General features: G+C 62.9%; 8 protein-coding genes. 6 read left to right on the plus strand and 2 right to left on the minus strand.

Features of this window, described 5'->3' with window-relative positions; translation table 11 throughout:
* Positions 1–181 precede the first annotated feature (181 nt).
* The 3 genes from F8S13_20235 (at position 182) to F8S13_20245 (ending at position 3838) form a co-directional block, all read left to right on the plus strand.
* Positions 182–967 carry a class I SAM-dependent methyltransferase gene (locus F8S13_20235; protein ID KAB8141232.1) on the plus strand — a complete coding sequence of 262 codons (786 nt, stop codon included), beginning with the start codon at positions 182–184 and terminating at the stop codon, positions 965–967.
* Complete coding sequence (locus tag F8S13_20240) at positions 968–3298, plus strand: hypothetical protein (protein KAB8141137.1); 2331 nt, start codon at positions 968–970, stop codon at positions 3296–3298.
* A gap of 102 nt (positions 3299–3400) precedes the next feature.
* The gene (locus tag F8S13_20245) at positions 3401–3838 is read left to right on the plus strand and encodes an NADAR family protein (protein KAB8141138.1); all 438 of its coding nucleotides are present in this window, start codon (positions 3401–3403) and stop codon (positions 3836–3838) included.
* A 77-nt stretch (positions 3839–3915) separates the two neighbouring features.
* Here F8S13_20245 and F8S13_20250 read toward each other — a convergent pair whose 3' ends face one another.
* Positions 3916–4932 carry a hypothetical protein gene (locus F8S13_20250; GenBank protein KAB8141139.1) on the minus strand — a complete coding sequence of 339 codons (1017 nt, stop codon included), beginning with the start codon at positions 4930–4932 and terminating at the stop codon, positions 3916–3918.
* 904 nt (positions 4933–5836) lie between these two features.
* Between F8S13_20250 and F8S13_20255 the strand changes: the two genes are divergently transcribed.
* Together F8S13_20255 and F8S13_20260 are read left to right on the plus strand one after the other, a co-directional pair.
* On the plus strand, positions 5837–10780 hold the full coding sequence (locus F8S13_20255; GenBank protein ID KAB8141140.1) for a hypothetical protein: 4944 nt from the start codon (positions 5837–5839) through the stop codon (positions 10778–10780).
* Positions 10781–10961: 181 nt separating this feature from the next.
* On the plus strand, positions 10962–13568 hold the full coding sequence (locus F8S13_20260) for a VWA domain-containing protein (GenBank protein KAB8141141.1): 2607 nt from the start codon (positions 10962–10964) through the stop codon (positions 13566–13568).
* A 356-nt stretch (positions 13569–13924) separates the two neighbouring features.
* On the opposite strand, the gene F8S13_20265 is transcribed toward F8S13_20260, so the two are convergent.
* The gene (locus tag F8S13_20265) at positions 13925–14815 is read right to left on the minus strand and encodes a PAS domain S-box protein (GenBank protein ID KAB8141142.1); all 891 of its coding nucleotides are present in this window, start codon (positions 14813–14815) and stop codon (positions 13925–13927) included.
* A gap of 264 nt (positions 14816–15079) precedes the next feature.
* Here F8S13_20265 and F8S13_20270 point away from each other — a divergent pair, with 264 nt between their 5' ends.
* Entirely contained in the window at positions 15080–16663 is a 1584-nt protein-coding gene (locus F8S13_20270; protein KAB8141143.1) for a DUF3459 domain-containing protein, read from the plus strand.
* The last annotated feature ends 228 nt before the right edge of the window (positions 16664–16891 follow it).

The raw sequence follows: 16891 nt of genomic DNA on the forward strand, positions 1-16891 counted from the left end.
TAATGCCCCGAGCTAGCATGTCCACTGTTATTGGCAATGTCTGCCGAAGAAGGCGCACGCGCGCAGCTTGACCGACCTTGCCTGAACGAGAGCAACCGTGACACATTCTGTTGACATCGCCGCCGCGAACCCTGAGCTAGAGCGCGAGCTTGAGGCCAAAATCGACCGCTGGCTGGCGCATATGCCCTGGCGTCCCGACTTCGAGCGCTGGCGGGCAGGGCGCATCTGGCAGGAGCAGATCCAGGGCGAGCGGCTCGCCCTGATCGAGCGCTACGGCGGCACGCTGGCCGGGCAGCGCATCCTCGACCTGGGCAGCGGCATGGGCGGCACCAGCGTGGCGCTGGCGCTGGATGGCGCGCACCCGCTGGCCTACGAGTACAAGCGCGAGTACTGCGAGATAACCAAGCTGCGGGCGGCCCGCTACGATCTCGATCTGCCCGTGATCAACGGCCCCGGCGAGGCCTTGCCCTTCGCCGATGGCAGCTTCGACCTAGCGATCTGCTGGGATGTGCTGGAGCACGTGCAGGACCCCGAGCGGCTGCTGGCCGAGCTTTCGCGCGTGGTGCGGCCCGGCGGGCGCGTGCTGATCACCGCGATCAACCGCTTCGCCTGGCGCGACCCCCACTATCACATGCGCCTGCTCAACTGGCTGCCGCGCGCGCTGGCCGAGCAGATCATCATCCGCAAGGGCCGCAGCAAGGGCGGCGCGGGCTTCACCGACATGCAGCGCCTGAGCGACATGCACTACTACACCATGGGCGGCTTCCGGCGGCTGGCCGCGCGCCACGGCTTCCGCGTGGGCGACATCGGCGAGGACCGCGTGCGGCGCGGCGAGGGCACGGCGCGGGGCCGCAAGGGCCGCGCGCGCGACGTGCTGCGGCGGCTGGGCCTTGCTCTGCCTGCCTACTACCTCTACCGCGCGGCTGTGCAGGGCACCTACGAGCTTGTGATGGTTCGGGGAGCGTAGATGGCACAGCAGCAGACCTCTCGCCCGGCCTGGGCCACGGCAGCCGAGGCCCGCCCGCTGCTGGCGCTGGTGCTGGGCACCGTGCTGGCCATGGTGCTGGCCTACGCCTGGCGGCCCTCGGTGGGCATCAGCCTGGGCACCAACTACGACGCGCCCTTCTTAGAGGGCGCGCAGGTGAACGCCCGCGAGTTCCGCGCATCTGAGCCGACGGTCGACATCCCCTGGCCCGCGGGCAGCGATACGCTGGTGATCGACACCAGCGCCATGCCTGGCTACACCATGGCCACGATCACCGTCGATGGCTTCAAGCCCGCTGGCGAGTTCCAGCGCCGCCTGATGTCGCTCTACGCCAACGGCGACGAGATCAACAACTTTAATGACGATGGCGGCTCGCGCGAGTTCCGCTCGCTGCTGCCCGCCGGGGCGGTGTCGGGCGGCAGGCTGACCCTGCGGGCCATCACCATCCCCGACCGCAACACCACCAAGACCCCGCCGCTCCAGGTGCAGAAGGTCACGCTCTCCAACGCGCGCACCTACCGCTGGACCACTGGCCACACCACGCTGCTTTTCCCCAGCCTGGGCGGCGGCGACTGGCGGGTGACGCTGCGGGGCATCGTCTACCACCCTGATGGCACGCCCAGCGACGCCAAGCTCTACGCCAATGGCACGCTGGTGGCCAGCCTGCCCGACTACGCCGGGGCCAAGGAGTTTTCGGCGATCATCCCGGCCAGCGCGGTGGGCGGCGGCGACCTGACGCTCTCGATCGACGCCGCGCCCTACACCGACCCGCGCGAGCTGGGCGTGCTGGTAGAGCAGGTGCGGCTGACCCCGGTGGGGTCTGGCTCGCCGCTGCCGCCGCTGGGCGTGCTGCTGCCCATGATGGCCATCGTGCTGGGCGCGTACGGCTCGCTGCGGCGGGCGGGCATCTGGCGCTGGTGGGCGGCGGGTGCGGCTCTTGCGCTGGTCGCCGTGGGCGCGTGGGCCATGGTGGCCTTCCGCTACCCCATGGGCTTCTACCTTCAGCCGCTGGCGGCGGTGGTGCTGCTGGGCCTCGCGCTGGCCCTGCTGTTCAGCTGGGGCTGCGATAGGCTGTTTGCGCGGCTGGGCGTGCCGATCGCGCCGTGGCTGCGCGACGCGCTGGTGCTGGTCTTCCTGATCGGCTTCTGGCTGAAGGCGGGCGGCCTGGTGTTCCCCTACATGCGGGCCATCGACATCCAGTGGCACATGGCGTGGGTGCGCAAGCTGATCTCGGGCGAGGTCTCGTTCGGCCAGCTCTATAGCACCGATAGCCCGCTGAACGACCTGACCATGCCGGTGGACGAGTGGGGCGCGAGCCGCCCGGTCATCCCCTACTCGCCGTTCTTCCAGCTGTTCGCGGTGCTGTTCGCGGTCTTCCCGTGGAAGCTGGAGCATACGGCCAATGTGCTGAGCGCGGTGATCGACAACAGCCGCGTGTTCCTGATCGCCCTGATCGCCCTGAAGGCGGGCCTGAGCAGGCGCGAGGCGCTGCTGGCCGCGCTGCTCTACGCGATCACGCCCGCCACCTTCCTGCTGCACGCCTGGGGCAACATCCCCACCACCTTCGCCATGTGGCTCTCGCTGGTGGCCACAGCCATCGTTGTCACCTGCTGGGATCGGCTGCACCGCCCCTGGCCCTTCGCCGCGCTCACCCTGGTGACATTGGCCTGCCTGCTGTTCTATACCGTGATGGCGGCTTTCCACATGGCTTTTGTCGTGCTGTTCGTGCTGGCGGTGGCGCTCATGCGCAAGCAGCTCGACTCCCGCCCGCTCAAGCCCATGCTCCTGGCCACCGGCCTGGCGCTGGCGCTCTCGCTGCTGATCTACTACGGCCAGTACATCGTGCCTATCCTCACCACCACTGTGCCGTATGTGGCCACGGTATTCACCAAGGGGCCAGAGTCGGTGGGCGTGGAGCGGCCCTCGCTGGGCGCGTACCTGGCCGACTATGGGCCGCACCTGCTCTACTGGATGCTGCCAGGGCGCTATCTTTACTACGGCATCCTGCTGCCGCTGCTGGCGCTCATCCCCGGCTTTGTGATGCTGCGCCGCCGCCAGCCGCTGTGGGCCGCGCTCACCGCGTGGTTTGGCGTGGCGCTGCTGTTCATGCTGGTGGGCTACCGCATCTCGATGGTGGACAAGCAGATCTTCTACAGCATCCCCGCCATGTGCCTGTGCGCCGCGCCGGTGGCCGACTGGGTCTGGCGCAAGGGGCTGTGGGGCCGCGTGCTGATCGCGGCTATCTACCTGGGCACCTTTGCCTCGGCCCTGGCGCTGTGGGTCATCCGCATCCAGCGCTCGCCCTTCGGCTAGGCCCGTGGGCGCGGGGCGGCCACACTACCGCCCCGCGCCCGATCTTTTCCCCCGCCCCCTGCGCTACCATGTGCCGCGCAACGCACAGGAAAGGAGCGCGCTATGACCATCTACTTCTACAGCGTCCGTGAGGAATACGGCTGCTTCTCCAACTTCTCGGCCCACGCCATCACCCTCAAGGGCAAGCGCTGGCCCACCACCGAGCACTACTTTCAGGCCCAGAAGTTCCCCGGCACCCCCCACGAGGAGGAGATCCGCCGCACCAAGGCACCCAAGGACGCCGCGAACATGGGCCGCGATCGCAGCCGCCCGCTGCGCCGCGACTGGGAGTCGGTGAAGGACGACATTATGCGCGCGGCGGTGCGGCAGAAGTTCACCGAGCACGAGGACATCCGCGCGGTGCTGCTGGCCACCGGCGATGAGGAACTGGTGGAGCAGACCTCCGGCGACTACTACTGGGGCTGCGGCACCGACGGCACTGGCAAAAACATGCTGGGCAAGATCCTGATGGAGGTGCGCGCCGAGCTGCGCGAGCAGTAGGGCGCGTTGTGCTATGTCGCCCGCGCTCATTTGCCCAATGCCTGTCGTGGTGGGCCGATGAGCGCGGGGAGAAGCGGCTACGCTGGGTCGAATACGGTCACGGTGTAGGTGAAATCTCGGCTCATGCCGTCGATCAGCACATGCTCGATCGTGATAGTGTAGACCGTATCGGCGGTGGGCTGAGGCCATGCGTCGCCGGATTCCATCCCCACCGGCATCCACACTAGTGTGTTCTCGCCATAGCCGCTGCGTGGGGCCGCCTGCTGCACCGCTATGGCAGCCTGGTCACGGCGCATCCCCACGGTGGCCGCGCTGAAATCGGCCCCAGGGTAGGCGAACGACCAGCGGGCGAATACTACCGGATAGGGCACATACCCCGCCGGAGGCCAGGCTACGAAGTCATCGCGGGTGGCGGGACGCGCATCCCAGGTGTGCGCATCGAGCACTAGCAGCGCTTGGGCGTCCTGGTGTGCCCCAGTCGCAGGCACATCGCCCAGCCCCATCTGCTGGGTCTGCGGGTACAGGATCCAGCGGCGATGGGCGACTATGTCGTTGCTGTGGCCTACATCTTGCATGAAGCCAGTAATCGCATCTGGACCGTGCACGCCCAGGAACAGGTTAGATCTGCCCGCGCCTTCGGCCCCCGCCGCCGAGTAGCAGCGCCATGTGCTGGGCGGCGCGTGGCTGAGTGCGCCGTTCGCGCTCATCATCAGCGCGGCAGCTTGGGCCTGGGCGCTCGTCTCGCTGTCGAATCTGATGGTGGCAGGCACCCCCGCCATGGCGCGGAAGTAGTTTACCCGATCCTGTAGGCTCTGGCGGTAGCGCGGCGCGAGCTCGCCCGCCACACAGCCGTCGATGCTGCCCGTCCAGCCGCTCGCGATGCCCTCGGTGGAGCGGTAGATCTGGTGGAAGAACATGCGCGAGTCCTCGCGGCTATGCGGGTTCACTATAGCCGCAGTACGTGGGAGCGCGATCAGTGGCAGGTAGCTAGTGAATTGAGCCTTCTGCTGGCTGTAGGTATGTTCGGCGGCGAACAACAAGCTGAAACCCAGCGGCACACCAGCGAGAAGGATTCTAACAGAGCGATTAAGCATGATGCCAGTATAAATGGAGCTCAATAATCGTAAATAGGTTCATTATTGTACTCTACTTTTTACCAAATTTATAGTTCTACGATACGTGGTGTTCCTTTCATGCCCAGTGAGTCATTGGCATAGAACCGATATTGTAATAAATCGGCCTGCCAGCAAGATGCTTATATGGCATTGCAATGGGAGAAATCAAGTTTTCTACGGGTGAGTAGCGATATAATCGTGTTCTTTTTTGCTATAATTTTGAATGTTTTCGCAAGGAATACCTTTCAAAAGTGGCGCTATGATGAATGCACATCAAGGCTGAGCTGTGCGCTGGTCGATACAAGGCCAAGCGAGAAGTAGCGATAGAGCTTTCCCATTTCGGTCTCAACCATACGAACCGCGATCCGTCACCAGCGGCCCAGCTCCAAGAACTGTCGTTATACTTTGATTGCCGAGTTAGATCGAGCATAGGTTTCTGCAATTCTTTCCCAAATACTACGTTGTGTTTAGGTGTATTTCCTTTCAAGTGTTTAATCTATAAAGGAATAAGCAATGTGGCTTGAATTCCGATAACATATGTGATATAACATGTTATGCTCTGATACATTAGCCAGACTGGTTTGATGTTCTTATCTCTCTGCCTTTGATAATTACCTCTATATAACTATATATTTTTAGATATATCTAATAAGCATAATATCTACTCCATATATACTTATTGAACAAAGAGGTGTGTTCTTCAGAATGACCTAGATCACCGCTGCTGTATATCTCAAAAGAATGTGGAATGTTGCTGCTAAGATGCTTTTAGTGGCTTGTTCTGCTATGCCTATGATGTCTATCTGTATGAAGGATAAGAGCCTTTTAATAAGGAGTTAGAACCGTATTTGTAGTGGATCGCTTGAAAAACAAGGATACGACTATGCAACACAGTAAGAACGGTTATCACTCACAATCAATGCGCGCTCTGATGCACCTCTTTATGGCCTTGGCAATGATAGCGGGCCTTGGGGGATCATGGTTGCTCGCTCCTTACAGCGCGTTTGCGGCAACTCCAACGGCAGGCGTCATGACCCCGCTCATCCAGCCGACCTACTCCGTAACAGCGACAGGTACTGTCGGGGGGATCTGTGCGCTCTGCGCCGTTTCTAACCCTAATAATGCAGTCGACAGCTCGACATCAAACGTTGCTAACATCTCCTTGACAGTAGGTCTGGGGTCGTCGGGTACTTTGGCTATCGCCGATAGTACAAATACCTATACGGCTGGGTATTTCGCCGGTGTTGTGGTGAGCAGCGCCAGCATCCTGGATCTCCAACTTCTTGGAGCAACAACGATTTCGACCTACAACAATGGCGTTTTCCAAGAAAGCCAGAATGCTGCAGGTTTGCTTAGCGCCAACCTGTTTCAAGGAAATAGCCAAAGTGTGCTTGGTTTTGTGACCACCAAGTCATTCGATGAGATCCGCATCACGATTGTCAGCCTGGCGGGTGCTCTCGTGAGCCAAGATGTCTACTATGCTGTGGTACAGTCGGCTCCTCCTGCGCCGACAATCACGACGCCTGCCAGTGGGGCATCGCTCAACAGCGCCACGCCGACAATCAGCGGTAGCGCTGCCGCTGGTATTACCGTGACGGTGAAGGAAGGCAGCACAACCCTCTGTACAACCACTTCCGATGTCAATGGTTTGTGGAGCTGTACGCCGAGCGTGGCGCTGAGCCAGGGTAGCCACACGATCACGGCTACAGCTACAAATATGGCAGGCAGCGCCGTATCAGGCAGTCGGAGCTTCACGGTGGACACGAGCGCGCCGAGCGCGCCGAGCATCGGCAGCCCAAGTGCGGGCGCGAGTAGCAGCAGCAGCCAGCCGACGATCAGCGGGACGGCAGAGGCCGGAAGTACGGTGACGGTGAAGGAGAGCAGCACGACGCTGTGTACCGCCACCACCAACGGGAGCGGCGTGTGGAGCTGCACGCCGAGCGTGGCGCTGAGCGAGGGTAGCCACACGATCACGGCGACGGCGACCGATGCGGCGGGCAACACCAGCGCGGCATCAGGCAGCCGGAGCTTCACGGTGGACACGAGCGCGCCGAGCGCGCCGAGCATCGGCAGCCCGGCGGCGGGCGTGAGTAGCAGCAGCAGCCAGCCGACGATCAGCGGGACGGCAGAGGCCGGAAGCACGGTGACGGTAAAGGAGGGCAGCACGACGCTGTGTACCGCCACCGCCGATGGGAGCGGCGTGTGGAGCTGCACGCCGAGCGTGGCGCTGAGCGAGGGTGGCCACACGATCACGGCGACGGCGACCGATGCGGCGGGCAACACCAGCGCGGCATCAGGCAGCCGGAACTTCACGGTGGACACCACTGCGCCAAGCGCGCCGAACATCGGCAGCCCAAGTGCGGGAAGCCTGAGCGGCGGTCAGCCGACGATCAGCGGGACGGCGGAGGCCGGGAGCACGGTGACGGTGAAGGAGGGTAGCACGACGCTGTGTACCGCCACCACCGATGGGAGCGGCGCGTGGAGCTGCACGCCGAGCGTGGCGCTGAGCGAGGGTGGCCACACGATCACGGCGACGGCGACCGATGCGGCGGGCAACACCAGCGCGGCATCAGGCAGCCGGAGCTTCACGGTGGACACCACCGCGCCACCTATTCCAGTTGTGACCTTGCCTGCTGAAGGTAGCAGTATCAATACAACTTTGCCGATGATCGGCGGGACGGCAGAGCCCGGGAGCACAGTGACGGTGAAGGAGGGCAGCACGACGGTGTGCACTACCACCGCCGATGGAAGTGGTGTGTGGATGTGTGTTCCTAGCAGTCCTCTGAGCGAAGCTCTTCATACCATTACGGTCACAGCCACAGATCCCGCAGGTAATATGAGCCTAGCTTCTCCATCTCGTGGCTTCACGGTAGATACGACTGTTCCTAGCGCACCAGCTATTGATACACCCTCCTCCAACAGCAGCACTAGCTCGGTATATCCTGCAATCAGCGGGACGGCGGAGGCCGGAAGCACGGTGACGGTGAAGGAGGGCAGTACGACGGTATGTACCGTCACCGCCGATGGGAGCGGCGTGTGGAGCTGCACGCCGAGCGTGGCGCTGAGCGAGGGTAACCACACGATCACGGCGACGGCGACCGATGCGGCGGGCAACACCAGCGCGGCATCAGGCAGCCGGAGCTTCACGGTGGACACGAGCACGCCGAGCGCGCCGAGCATCAGTAGTCCGGCGGCGGGCGCGAGTAGCGGCACGAATCAGCCGACAATCAGCGGGACGGCAGAGGCCGGAAGTACGGTGACGGTGAAGGAGGGCAGCACGACAGTGTGCACCACCACCACCGACGGGAGTGGCGTGTGGAGCTGCACGCCGAGCGTGGCGCTGGGTGAGGGCAGCCATGCGCTTACTGCAACAGCGACCGATGCGGCGGGTAATACCAGCCTACCATCTTCGCCGCGTAGCTTCACGGTAGATACTTCTGCGCCCAGCGCACCTCTGGTAAGCAGCCCCGCTGATGGCGGTACGATCAACGCTACCAGCCCAGTGTTTGCTGGTACGGCTGAGCCAGGCAGCACGGTGATGGTGAAAGAGGGCGGTAGCACGGTCTGCACCGCGACAGCTGATAGCAATGGAACCTGGAGCTGTATACCTAGCAGCCCGTTGTCTGCGGGCGGCCATACAGTGGCGATTACTGCCACCGATCCTGCTGGTAACCTTAGCGCGGCCTCTCCCATTCAATTTACGATCGACACGTCTGCGGTGAGCACACCCAGCATCCTGACACCGGCATCAGGGGCGTCTGTCGCTAACACGCTGCCGACTATTGCTGGTAGCGCTGACCCCGATGCTACGATCACTGTGAAGGAGGGTAGCACAACCATCTGCGCCACCACGGCTGATGCAAGTGGCGGTTGGAGCTGCACGCCAAGTGCGCCACTCTCCGAGGCTTCGCATACTATTACGGTGGTTGCCGCAAATCAAGCAAATACGACCAGCACGCCAGCGAGCCGCACGTTTGTTGTTGACACCACTGCGCCGCTTCTTGCACCGACTGCTAACAGCCCCGCCGATGGAAGCACGACCAACGATCCGACGGTCACCTTCAGCGGTACTGGTGGCGAGATCGGTGGGCAGGTGGTGGTTGAGGAGAGCGGCACGACCATCTGTGTTGCGTCAGTCGATGCGAGCGGAAACTGGAGCTGCACATCGAGTGTGATAGCTGATGGCAGCCACACGGTGACCTTTACTAATGCGGATGCGGCGGGTAATACCGGCCCTTCCTCGTCACCAGTAGCGTTTACGGTCGATACACTCCTCCCGTCCATACCGAGCGTTACAAGCCCGACTTCTGGTACGGTAACGAGCACAACGAGTCCGACCATCGCAGGTACAGCCGACCCAGGCAGCAGCGTGACGGTCTCTGATGGGACTACCGAGATCTGCACTACCACGGCGGACGGAACGGGCAACTGGAGCTGTGCTCCAAGCACGCCGCTGAGCGATGGCGCTCATGACTTGACCGCTGTTGCTACCGACACGGCAGGAAATACGAGTGCCAGCTCGCCCATCGCTACGCTCATTGTTGATACGGTGGCACCTGCCATGCCGACGGTGACCAGCCCAGCGGCAGGCGGAAGCACGCCTTCTACCACACCTACGTTTGCCGGCGTGGCTGAGCCGGGGAGCACAGTTGAGGTGTACGATGGCACGACCCTGCTTTGCACGGCGGTAGCTGATGCCAATGGGAATTGGATCTGCACATCAACCGTGCCGCTTGCCACTGGCAGCCATACTGCTACTATCACCACGACCGATCCGGCCGGTAATACTAGCAGCTCAGTGCAGGTTCCGTTTACCATCGACCCCGCATCTGTGACAACGCCAGTGGTTACAAGCCCTGCGAGCGGTGGGACTACCAGCGAGACGCCGACGTTCAGTGGCGTAGCTGACCCTGGGGCGACGGTGACGGTGAGCGAGAATGGGGTTACACTCTGCACCGCTGTTGCCGACAGCAATGGCAACTGGAGCTGCACCCCCACGACGCCGCTTGCGCCTGGATCGCATACTATCCAAGTGGTTGCGACGAATCCATCGGGGCAGTCGAGCGGTCCTTCTACTATCACGGTTACGGTTGGCGGCTCAGTGTCGCCAGGGGTGCTCATCAGTGGCCTTGGGACGACGCTGTCAGAAGGTGGGGCGGATGATCAGTTCACCATAGCCCTTCGGAAGGCCCCGACGGCGAATGTGACGCTGACGTTTGCCTCAAGCGCCCAGTTCACGGTTACCCCGTCGTCGATCACCTTTACGCCAGCGAACTATATGACGCCGCAGACGGTCACTGTTCAGGCGGTCAATGACGCCATCAAGGAGGCAGCACAAAACATTACAATACCGTATACAATTACCACGTCGGATCCGGCGTACCAGGGCCTTTCGATCACCCCGCTGACCTTGACTCTCATGGATAATGACGTGGCCGGCGTGCAGATCAGCGGCGTGAGCAGCGGCCTGACCGTGGCTGAAGGCGGCAGCGGCAGCTACACGCTGATGCTGACCAGCCAGCCTACGGCAAATGTGACGATCGTCGTATCGGCTGATTCGCAGCTGCGGGTGGGGGCAAGCTACAGCACAGCGGCGGGTTCGCAGACGGTGACCTTCACACCGCAAAACTATGCGATACCGCAGACCGTGAAGATCTGGGCTGTGGACGATAGCGTGGTGGAGGGCACCCATAGCGGCACCCTCTCTCAGACCACCAGTAGCGCCGATATGTTCTATAACAGTGTCTCACCAAGGAGCATTGCCGTCACCATTACGGATAACGATGTCAGCGCAAGGAAGCTGTATCTGCCGATGATCTGGCGGTAATACCCTATTGTCCAGCGAGAAATGTTGGCAGCGCCCAGGCCTTCTTGAAGGTCTGGGCGCTTTCATCGTATTCTCAGCTTTCTGCCAGTTTCTTAGGGCGTACCCATGATAGAATGCCTTTCATCTATTTTGCCGAACAAAGTTTCTGCAGATCGCTCGGCGAAGGTAGGTGGCAAGAGGTATGGATTTTTCCTCAACAATCTGGGTGTCTTTTGTGCAGCCGGGCGCGCTGTGGCTGCTGGTGATACTGATACCGCTGTGGCTTTTGGCCTGGAAGCTGCCTAAGCGGCTCGCTCGCGTGCGATTCTGGTCGAGCCTGGGGCTGCGCACGGCGGCGCTCGTGGCGCTGATTCTGGCGCTAGCTGGCATGCAGCTGAAGCGCCCAGTGTCCGATGTTGCGACCATCTTCTTGCTCGACCGATCGGAGTCGATCACGCCGGAGCAGCAGGCCCGCGCCGAGCAGTTTGTGCGCGATGCGCTGCTGGCTAAGCATCCAGATGATGCGGCAGGCGTGGTGCTCTTTGGCCAGAACGCGCTGGTCGAGCGCCCTGCTGAGCTTGCCAGCGCGCTCGCTCCATTTGGTGGGGTTCCGCTAGGGGCGCGCACAAATATCGGCCAGGCGATCGAGATGGGCATTTCGCTGTTCCCCGAGGACATGAACAAGCGCATAGTGCTACTGTCCGACGGCGGACAGAACGAGGGCGATGCTGAGACGGCATCGCAGTTGGCCCGCGCGCGGGGGGTGGCGATAAGCACGGTGGATCTGGGTGCGTCCAGCGTGGGCGAGGCGCTGGTGGCAGGCGTTACCGCACCGACGACCGCGCGCGCCGGCCAGCGTATTCCGCTGCAGGTGGTGGTGGAAAGCACCGCAGCGCAGCTGGCGCACCTGCGGATCTTGGATGGCGATCAGGTGGTGGCTGAGCAGGATGCGCAGCTTGCGGCGGGCACCACCGTGATCCGCGTGGAGGTGGCGGCAGGGGCAGTGGGCACCCAGCGGCTGCGCGCCGAGCTGACTGCGCCGCAGGATACGCAGCCCAAGAACAACGCCGCCGAGGCGCTGGTGCAGCTGGCTGGCCCGCCCAAAGTGCTGATTGTGGAAGGCAGCCTTGATGAGGGTAAGCCCATCCAGGCGGCGCTGGCGGCTAGCGGTATCGCCACCGACCGCGCCGACCCAAGCCACTTTCCTGCCGATCTGGCCAGTCTCTCAAGCTATGCCGGGCTGGTGCTGGTGAATGTTCCCGCGAGCGCCCTGCCTGCGGGCAGCCAGCAGCAGATCGCCAGCTATGTGCGCGACCTCGGGCGCGGGCTGGTGGTGGTGGGCGGCGATCAGGCCTATGGCATCGGCGGGTATGCTGGCACACCGTTGGCCGATGCGCTGCCGGTGGAGACCGATGTGCGCAGCCAGATCGAGCACCCCAAGGTGGCGATTGTCTACATCCTCGACAAGTCGCGCAGCATGCAGAACTGCCACTGCAAAGGGCCAAATCGCGAGACCGATACCGACCGCAGCTACTTTAAGACGGGCCGGATGAAACTTGACATAGGCAAGGATGCGGTGCTGCAGTCGGTTGCGGTGCTCTCGCCAAACGATAGCGTTGGGATTGTCACCTTCGACGGTGAGGCCAAGGTGCGCATGGAGCCGCAGTCCGGCGTGACCGCCGAGAAGGTGCTGCAGATCCTCTCGCCGATCCAGCCCGATGGTATCGATACTAACATCGGCAGCGGGCTGCAGCAGGCCCAAGACATCCTGCGGGCCAGCGATGCCAAGATCAAGCATGCCGTGCTGATGACTGATGGCTGGGGCGAGGGCATCGATCCGGTGCAGGTGGCCACTAGCATGCGCGCCGAGGGGATTACGCTCTCGGTGGTGGCCGATGGCCAGGGCTCCTCGCCCGCGCTGCAGCAGCTGGCCGATGCAGGCGGCGGGCGCTACCTGCCCGCGACAGACCCCGAGGACATCCCGCGCTTGTTTGTGGGTGAGACCAACCAGACGATCGGCAACTATATGGTCGAGACGCCCTTTGTGCCCAAGCTGGGCGCGCAGAGTCCGATCCTGAGCGGTATCACGAGCATGCCCCAGCTCTATGGCTATGATGCCACCACCCCCAAGCAGACGGCCACGGTTGCGCTGTATGGCCTGAATGATGAGCCGCTGCTGGCCCACTGGCAGTATGGCCTTGGCCGCGCCGTGGCGTGGACCAGCGATGCCAAGGGGCAGTGGGCCAAGGACTGGCTGGGCTGGGCTGGCTTTCCCGCCTTTGCGGCGCAGATGGTGGGGTGGACTCTCCCCGCGACGCTGGGTGGGGCGGTGACGCCAGATGTGCGGGTGGAGAGCGGCGCGCTACAGATCGGCGCGACCGTTGCGGGCGATCCGGCTACAGTCATCGCGACGCTGAGCGGCCCGGATGGCAGCAGCCAGCAGGTGGCGCTGGCCCAGTCTTCCCCGGGGCGCTATGAGGCCACGCAGCCCCTGCCGCAGCAGGGCACCTACATGATCACCATCAGCGCGGAGCAGGGCGGGCGGGCCTTGGCCCCGGCGACGGCAGGCGTGGCGGTGCCCTACTCGGCAGAGTATGGCTTGGCCCAGCACAACCCCGCGCTGCTCAGCGCGCTGGCCACTACCACCGGCGGTGCCGCGCTAGAAGCCCCCGCGCAGGCATTTGCGCCGCGCCAGGGGGCAGCGCGCGCTATGGAGATCAGCCGCTGGCTTGTGCTGCTGGCGCTCTGCGTGCTGCCGCTCGATGTGATGCTGCGCAGGCTTTTGGTGTCGCGGCCTCGGTTTCGGTAGGGCGGGTTGCGCGTGAGCGATAGCGCGTTGGGCGATACGCAGTGATCATGCGTGTCGCCTTTTTTGAACCTGTGCAAATCGTCAGGCAATTGGGAGGATGGTGCTATTGTGCGGGATGTGGTTAGGTCATATGCTGGATGGGCTGGCTGAAAGAAAAGGGGGCGCATGTTCGACCCATCTCGCATGACTGTTCATTACATCGCGCTGCTCGTCATCGCGCTTTTTGGGCTGCTGTATCTCTTTGTACGCATATGGAGTGCCGGGTAGGCCTGGCTGTACTTCCGCTCTTGCCGCTGCTGGCATGGGTTTGGCATGACAGCCCTCCCCTGGTTTCCCCGCGTGTTGTCCCGCTTTTGCTAGCCGCCCGTGCTGAGCGCATAGCCGATCCCATCCTGCAGGCTGCTCTTGGTGATGATGCTGCCCAGATCGACGCCTAGCCCAACGAGCGTCTGCGCCACCTCGGGGCGGATGCCAGTGAGCACTACGCGCGCCCCCAGCAGCCCCACGGCCTGCGCCGACTGCACCAGCGCGTGCGCCACCTGGGTGTCCACCACGAGCACGCCGGTGATGTCGATAATCGCCAGCCGCGCCTGGTGCTGGCCCACGCCCTCCAGCAGCGTGCTGATCACCTGCTGGCTTCGTCGGCTGTCCAGCCTGCCGATCAGCGGCATGATCACCACATCATCGCTGATCGGGATGAGCGGGGTCGACAGCTCCTCCAGCAGCATCTCCTGCGCCTGGATGATCTCGGCCTGCTCGCGCTGCTGCTCGATTGCCTGCTCGGCCTTCTTGCGCTCGGTGATGTCGAGCATCACGCCCACCAGGCCGCCCAGCTGGCCATCTTCGTTGAAGAAGACCGACTTGGTGAACAGCACCTCGTGGTTCGACCCGTCGGCGTAGCGCACCAGCGCCTCGTAGCGCTGGGTGGTGCGGCTCTCCATCAGGTCGTTGTCGGCCTTCTGGTAGACCTGGGCCAGATCGGGCGGCGAGAGATCGTAGACCCCAGCGCCCACGATCTCGTTTTTTGCCTTGCCCAGGTAGTCCTCGAAGGCGCGGTTGCAGCCCAGGTAGGTGCCCTGCGCATCTTTGTAGAAAATCGGCGCGGGGATAGCATCCAGGATGGTGCGCAGGGCGACGGTGTGGGTCTGCTCGGCGCGGAGGGCGTGCTCAAGGTGGGCAAGCTGCTGCTCAAGCTCGTGGATGCGGCGCTGGAGTGCCTGGTGTTCGGGATCGTTCGGTTGGGACATGGTGGCATCTTCTCCTGCCGGGTGATGCAGCGGCGCGTCAGCCCATGGCTCTGGTGTGGGCGATCGATAGCGTTGTTTCTTTATGCCGCACTGGGGCTATTGTACTTGCCAAGGGGTATCTGTGCAAAAGGTGTGCGCGCTTGCGCTGGGCAATGGTTGATCGTGGGTTGTTCTGAAACGATTTTGAAAAAACGCGCTATACTATGAGCATCGAGATCTTGTGATGCGATGACGCATGGCTGTGAGCATACGGAAGGGATTGCTATGGGCAACGAAACACACCTTTGGTGGCAAAGAGGCATCATCTACCAGATCTACCCGCGATCCTATCAGGACAGCAACGGCGACGGCGTGGGCGATCTGAACGGCATTATCCAACGGCTCGACTACCTGCAGCAGCTGGGGGTCGATGCGATCTGGCTCTCGCCGATCTACCCCTCGCCCATGGCCGACTTCGGCTACGACGTGGCCGACTACACCGATGTGCACCCGCTGTTTGGCTCGCTGGCCGATCTGGATCGGCTGCTGGCCGAGGCCCATGCGCGCGGCCTGAAGATCATCCTTGATTTTGTGCCAAACCACAGCTCGGACGAGCACCCCTGGTTCCTCGACGCGCGCTCCTCGCGCACGAGCGCCAAGCGCGACTGGTATATCTGGCGCGACCCCAAGCCCGATGGTAGCGCGCCCAACAACTGGCTGAGCTACTTCGGCGGGTCGGCCTGGGAGTACGATGAGGCCAGCGGGCAGTACTACCTGCATCTGTTCCACAAGAAGCAGCCCGACCTAAACTGGCGCAACCCCGCGCTCAAGCAGGCGATCTACGACTCCATGCGGTTCTGGATGGAGCGCGGCGTGGATGGCTTCCGCGTCGATGTGATCTGGCTGATGATCAAAGATGCGCAGTTCCGCGACAACCCGCCCAACCCGGATGTGCCCGCTGGGATGGAGACATCCAGCGCATCGCAGCTGCAGATCTACACATCCGACCAGCCCGAGGTGTTCGATCTGGTTGGCGACATCCGCGACATCCTAGATGGCTATAGCGAGCGGGTGTTGGTGGGCGAGATCTACCTGCCGATCCACCGGCTGATGGCCTACTATGGTAGCGCGCGCGGCGGGTGCCACATGCCCTACAACTTCCAGCTCATCCAGCTGCCCTGGGATGCAGAGGTGATCGGGCGTACGGTGGCCGACTACGAGGCCGCGCTGCCCGCCCACGGCTGGCCGAACTGGGTGCTTGGCAACCACGATCAGCCGCGCATCGCCAGCCGAGTGGGCGATGCCCAGGCGCGGGTGGCCCAGATGCTGCTGCTGACGCTGCGCGGCACGCCCACCATGTACTATGGCGACGAGCTGGGCATGCGCAATGTGGAGATCCCGCAGCATCTGGTGCAGGACCCGCAGGGCATCAACATGCCCGGCACTAGCCGCGACCCCGAGCGCTCGCCCATGCAGTGGGATGCCAGCCCGAACGCGGGCTTTTCGGCGGTGGCCCCGTGGCTGCCTCTGCCCGCCGACTATGCCGCCCACAGTGTGGCCGCCGAGCAGGGCGACCCGCGCTCCATGCTCACCCTGGTGCGGCGACTGATCGCGCTGCGGCGGGCGAGCCCGGCCCTGTCGGTGGGCAGCTATGCGCCGCTGGTGGGCAGCGGCGATGTGCTGGCCTATGTGCGCGAGGCCGATGGCGTGCGGCTGGCGGTGGCGCTCAACCTGGGCAACCAAGCGCAGGTGGTGCCACTGGGCGCGGCTGGCCGGGTGCTGCTTTCGACGCACCTGGATCGCGAGGGTGAGGCCACCGATGGCACCATCAGCTTGCGCCCTGCCGAGGGCGTGATCGTAGCGCTGTAGGATCGGTTTTTTCGACAAGAAGCAGTGCGTTTCCTCAAGCGAGAGGGCGCACTGCTTTTTGTATTGTTTTAAGAGGTTGGAATGCGGTATCTATGCGTATTCTAGCGCTATTGAGGGGTAGAGAATCTTTGCGCGCAGCTATCAGAACATAATGATGCTATTGCTGTAAAGATATGAATAGGATGGATGAGAGATAAATGAAAAGTACCGTGTTGAAGCGAGAGCTAG

The sequence above is a fragment of the Chloroflexia bacterium SDU3-3 genome (genome assembly GCA_009268125.1).
Taxonomy (GTDB): domain Bacteria; phylum Chloroflexota; class Chloroflexia; order Chloroflexales; family Roseiflexaceae; genus SDU3-3.

Bases quoted from the DNA above. Each gene is read 5' to 3' on its own strand.
- F8S13_20260 (KAB8141141.1), top strand. From the start codon at position 10,962: ATGGATTTTTCCTCAACAATCTGGGTGTCTTTTGTGCAGCCGGGCGCG.
- F8S13_20240 (KAB8141137.1), top strand. From the start codon at position 968: ATGGCACAGCAGCAGACCTCTCGCCCGGCCTGGGCCACGGCAGCCGAG.
- F8S13_20255 (KAB8141140.1), top strand. From the start codon at position 5,837: ATGCAACACAGTAAGAACGGTTATCACTCACAATCAATGCGCGCTCTG.
- F8S13_20265 (KAB8141142.1), bottom strand. From the start codon at position 14,815: ATGTCCCAACCGAACGATCCCGAACACCAGGCACTCCAGCGCCGCATC.
- F8S13_20250 (KAB8141139.1), bottom strand. From the start codon at position 4,932: ATGCTTAATCGCTCTGTTAGAATCCTTCTCGCTGGTGTGCCGCTGGGT.
- F8S13_20270 (KAB8141143.1), top strand. From the start codon at position 15,080: ATGGGCAACGAAACACACCTTTGGTGGCAAAGAGGCATCATCTACCAG.
- F8S13_20235 (KAB8141232.1), top strand. From the start codon at position 182: ATGCCCTGGCGTCCCGACTTCGAGCGCTGGCGGGCAGGGCGCATCTGG.
- F8S13_20245 (KAB8141138.1), top strand. From the start codon at position 3,401: ATGACCATCTACTTCTACAGCGTCCGTGAGGAATACGGCTGCTTCTCC.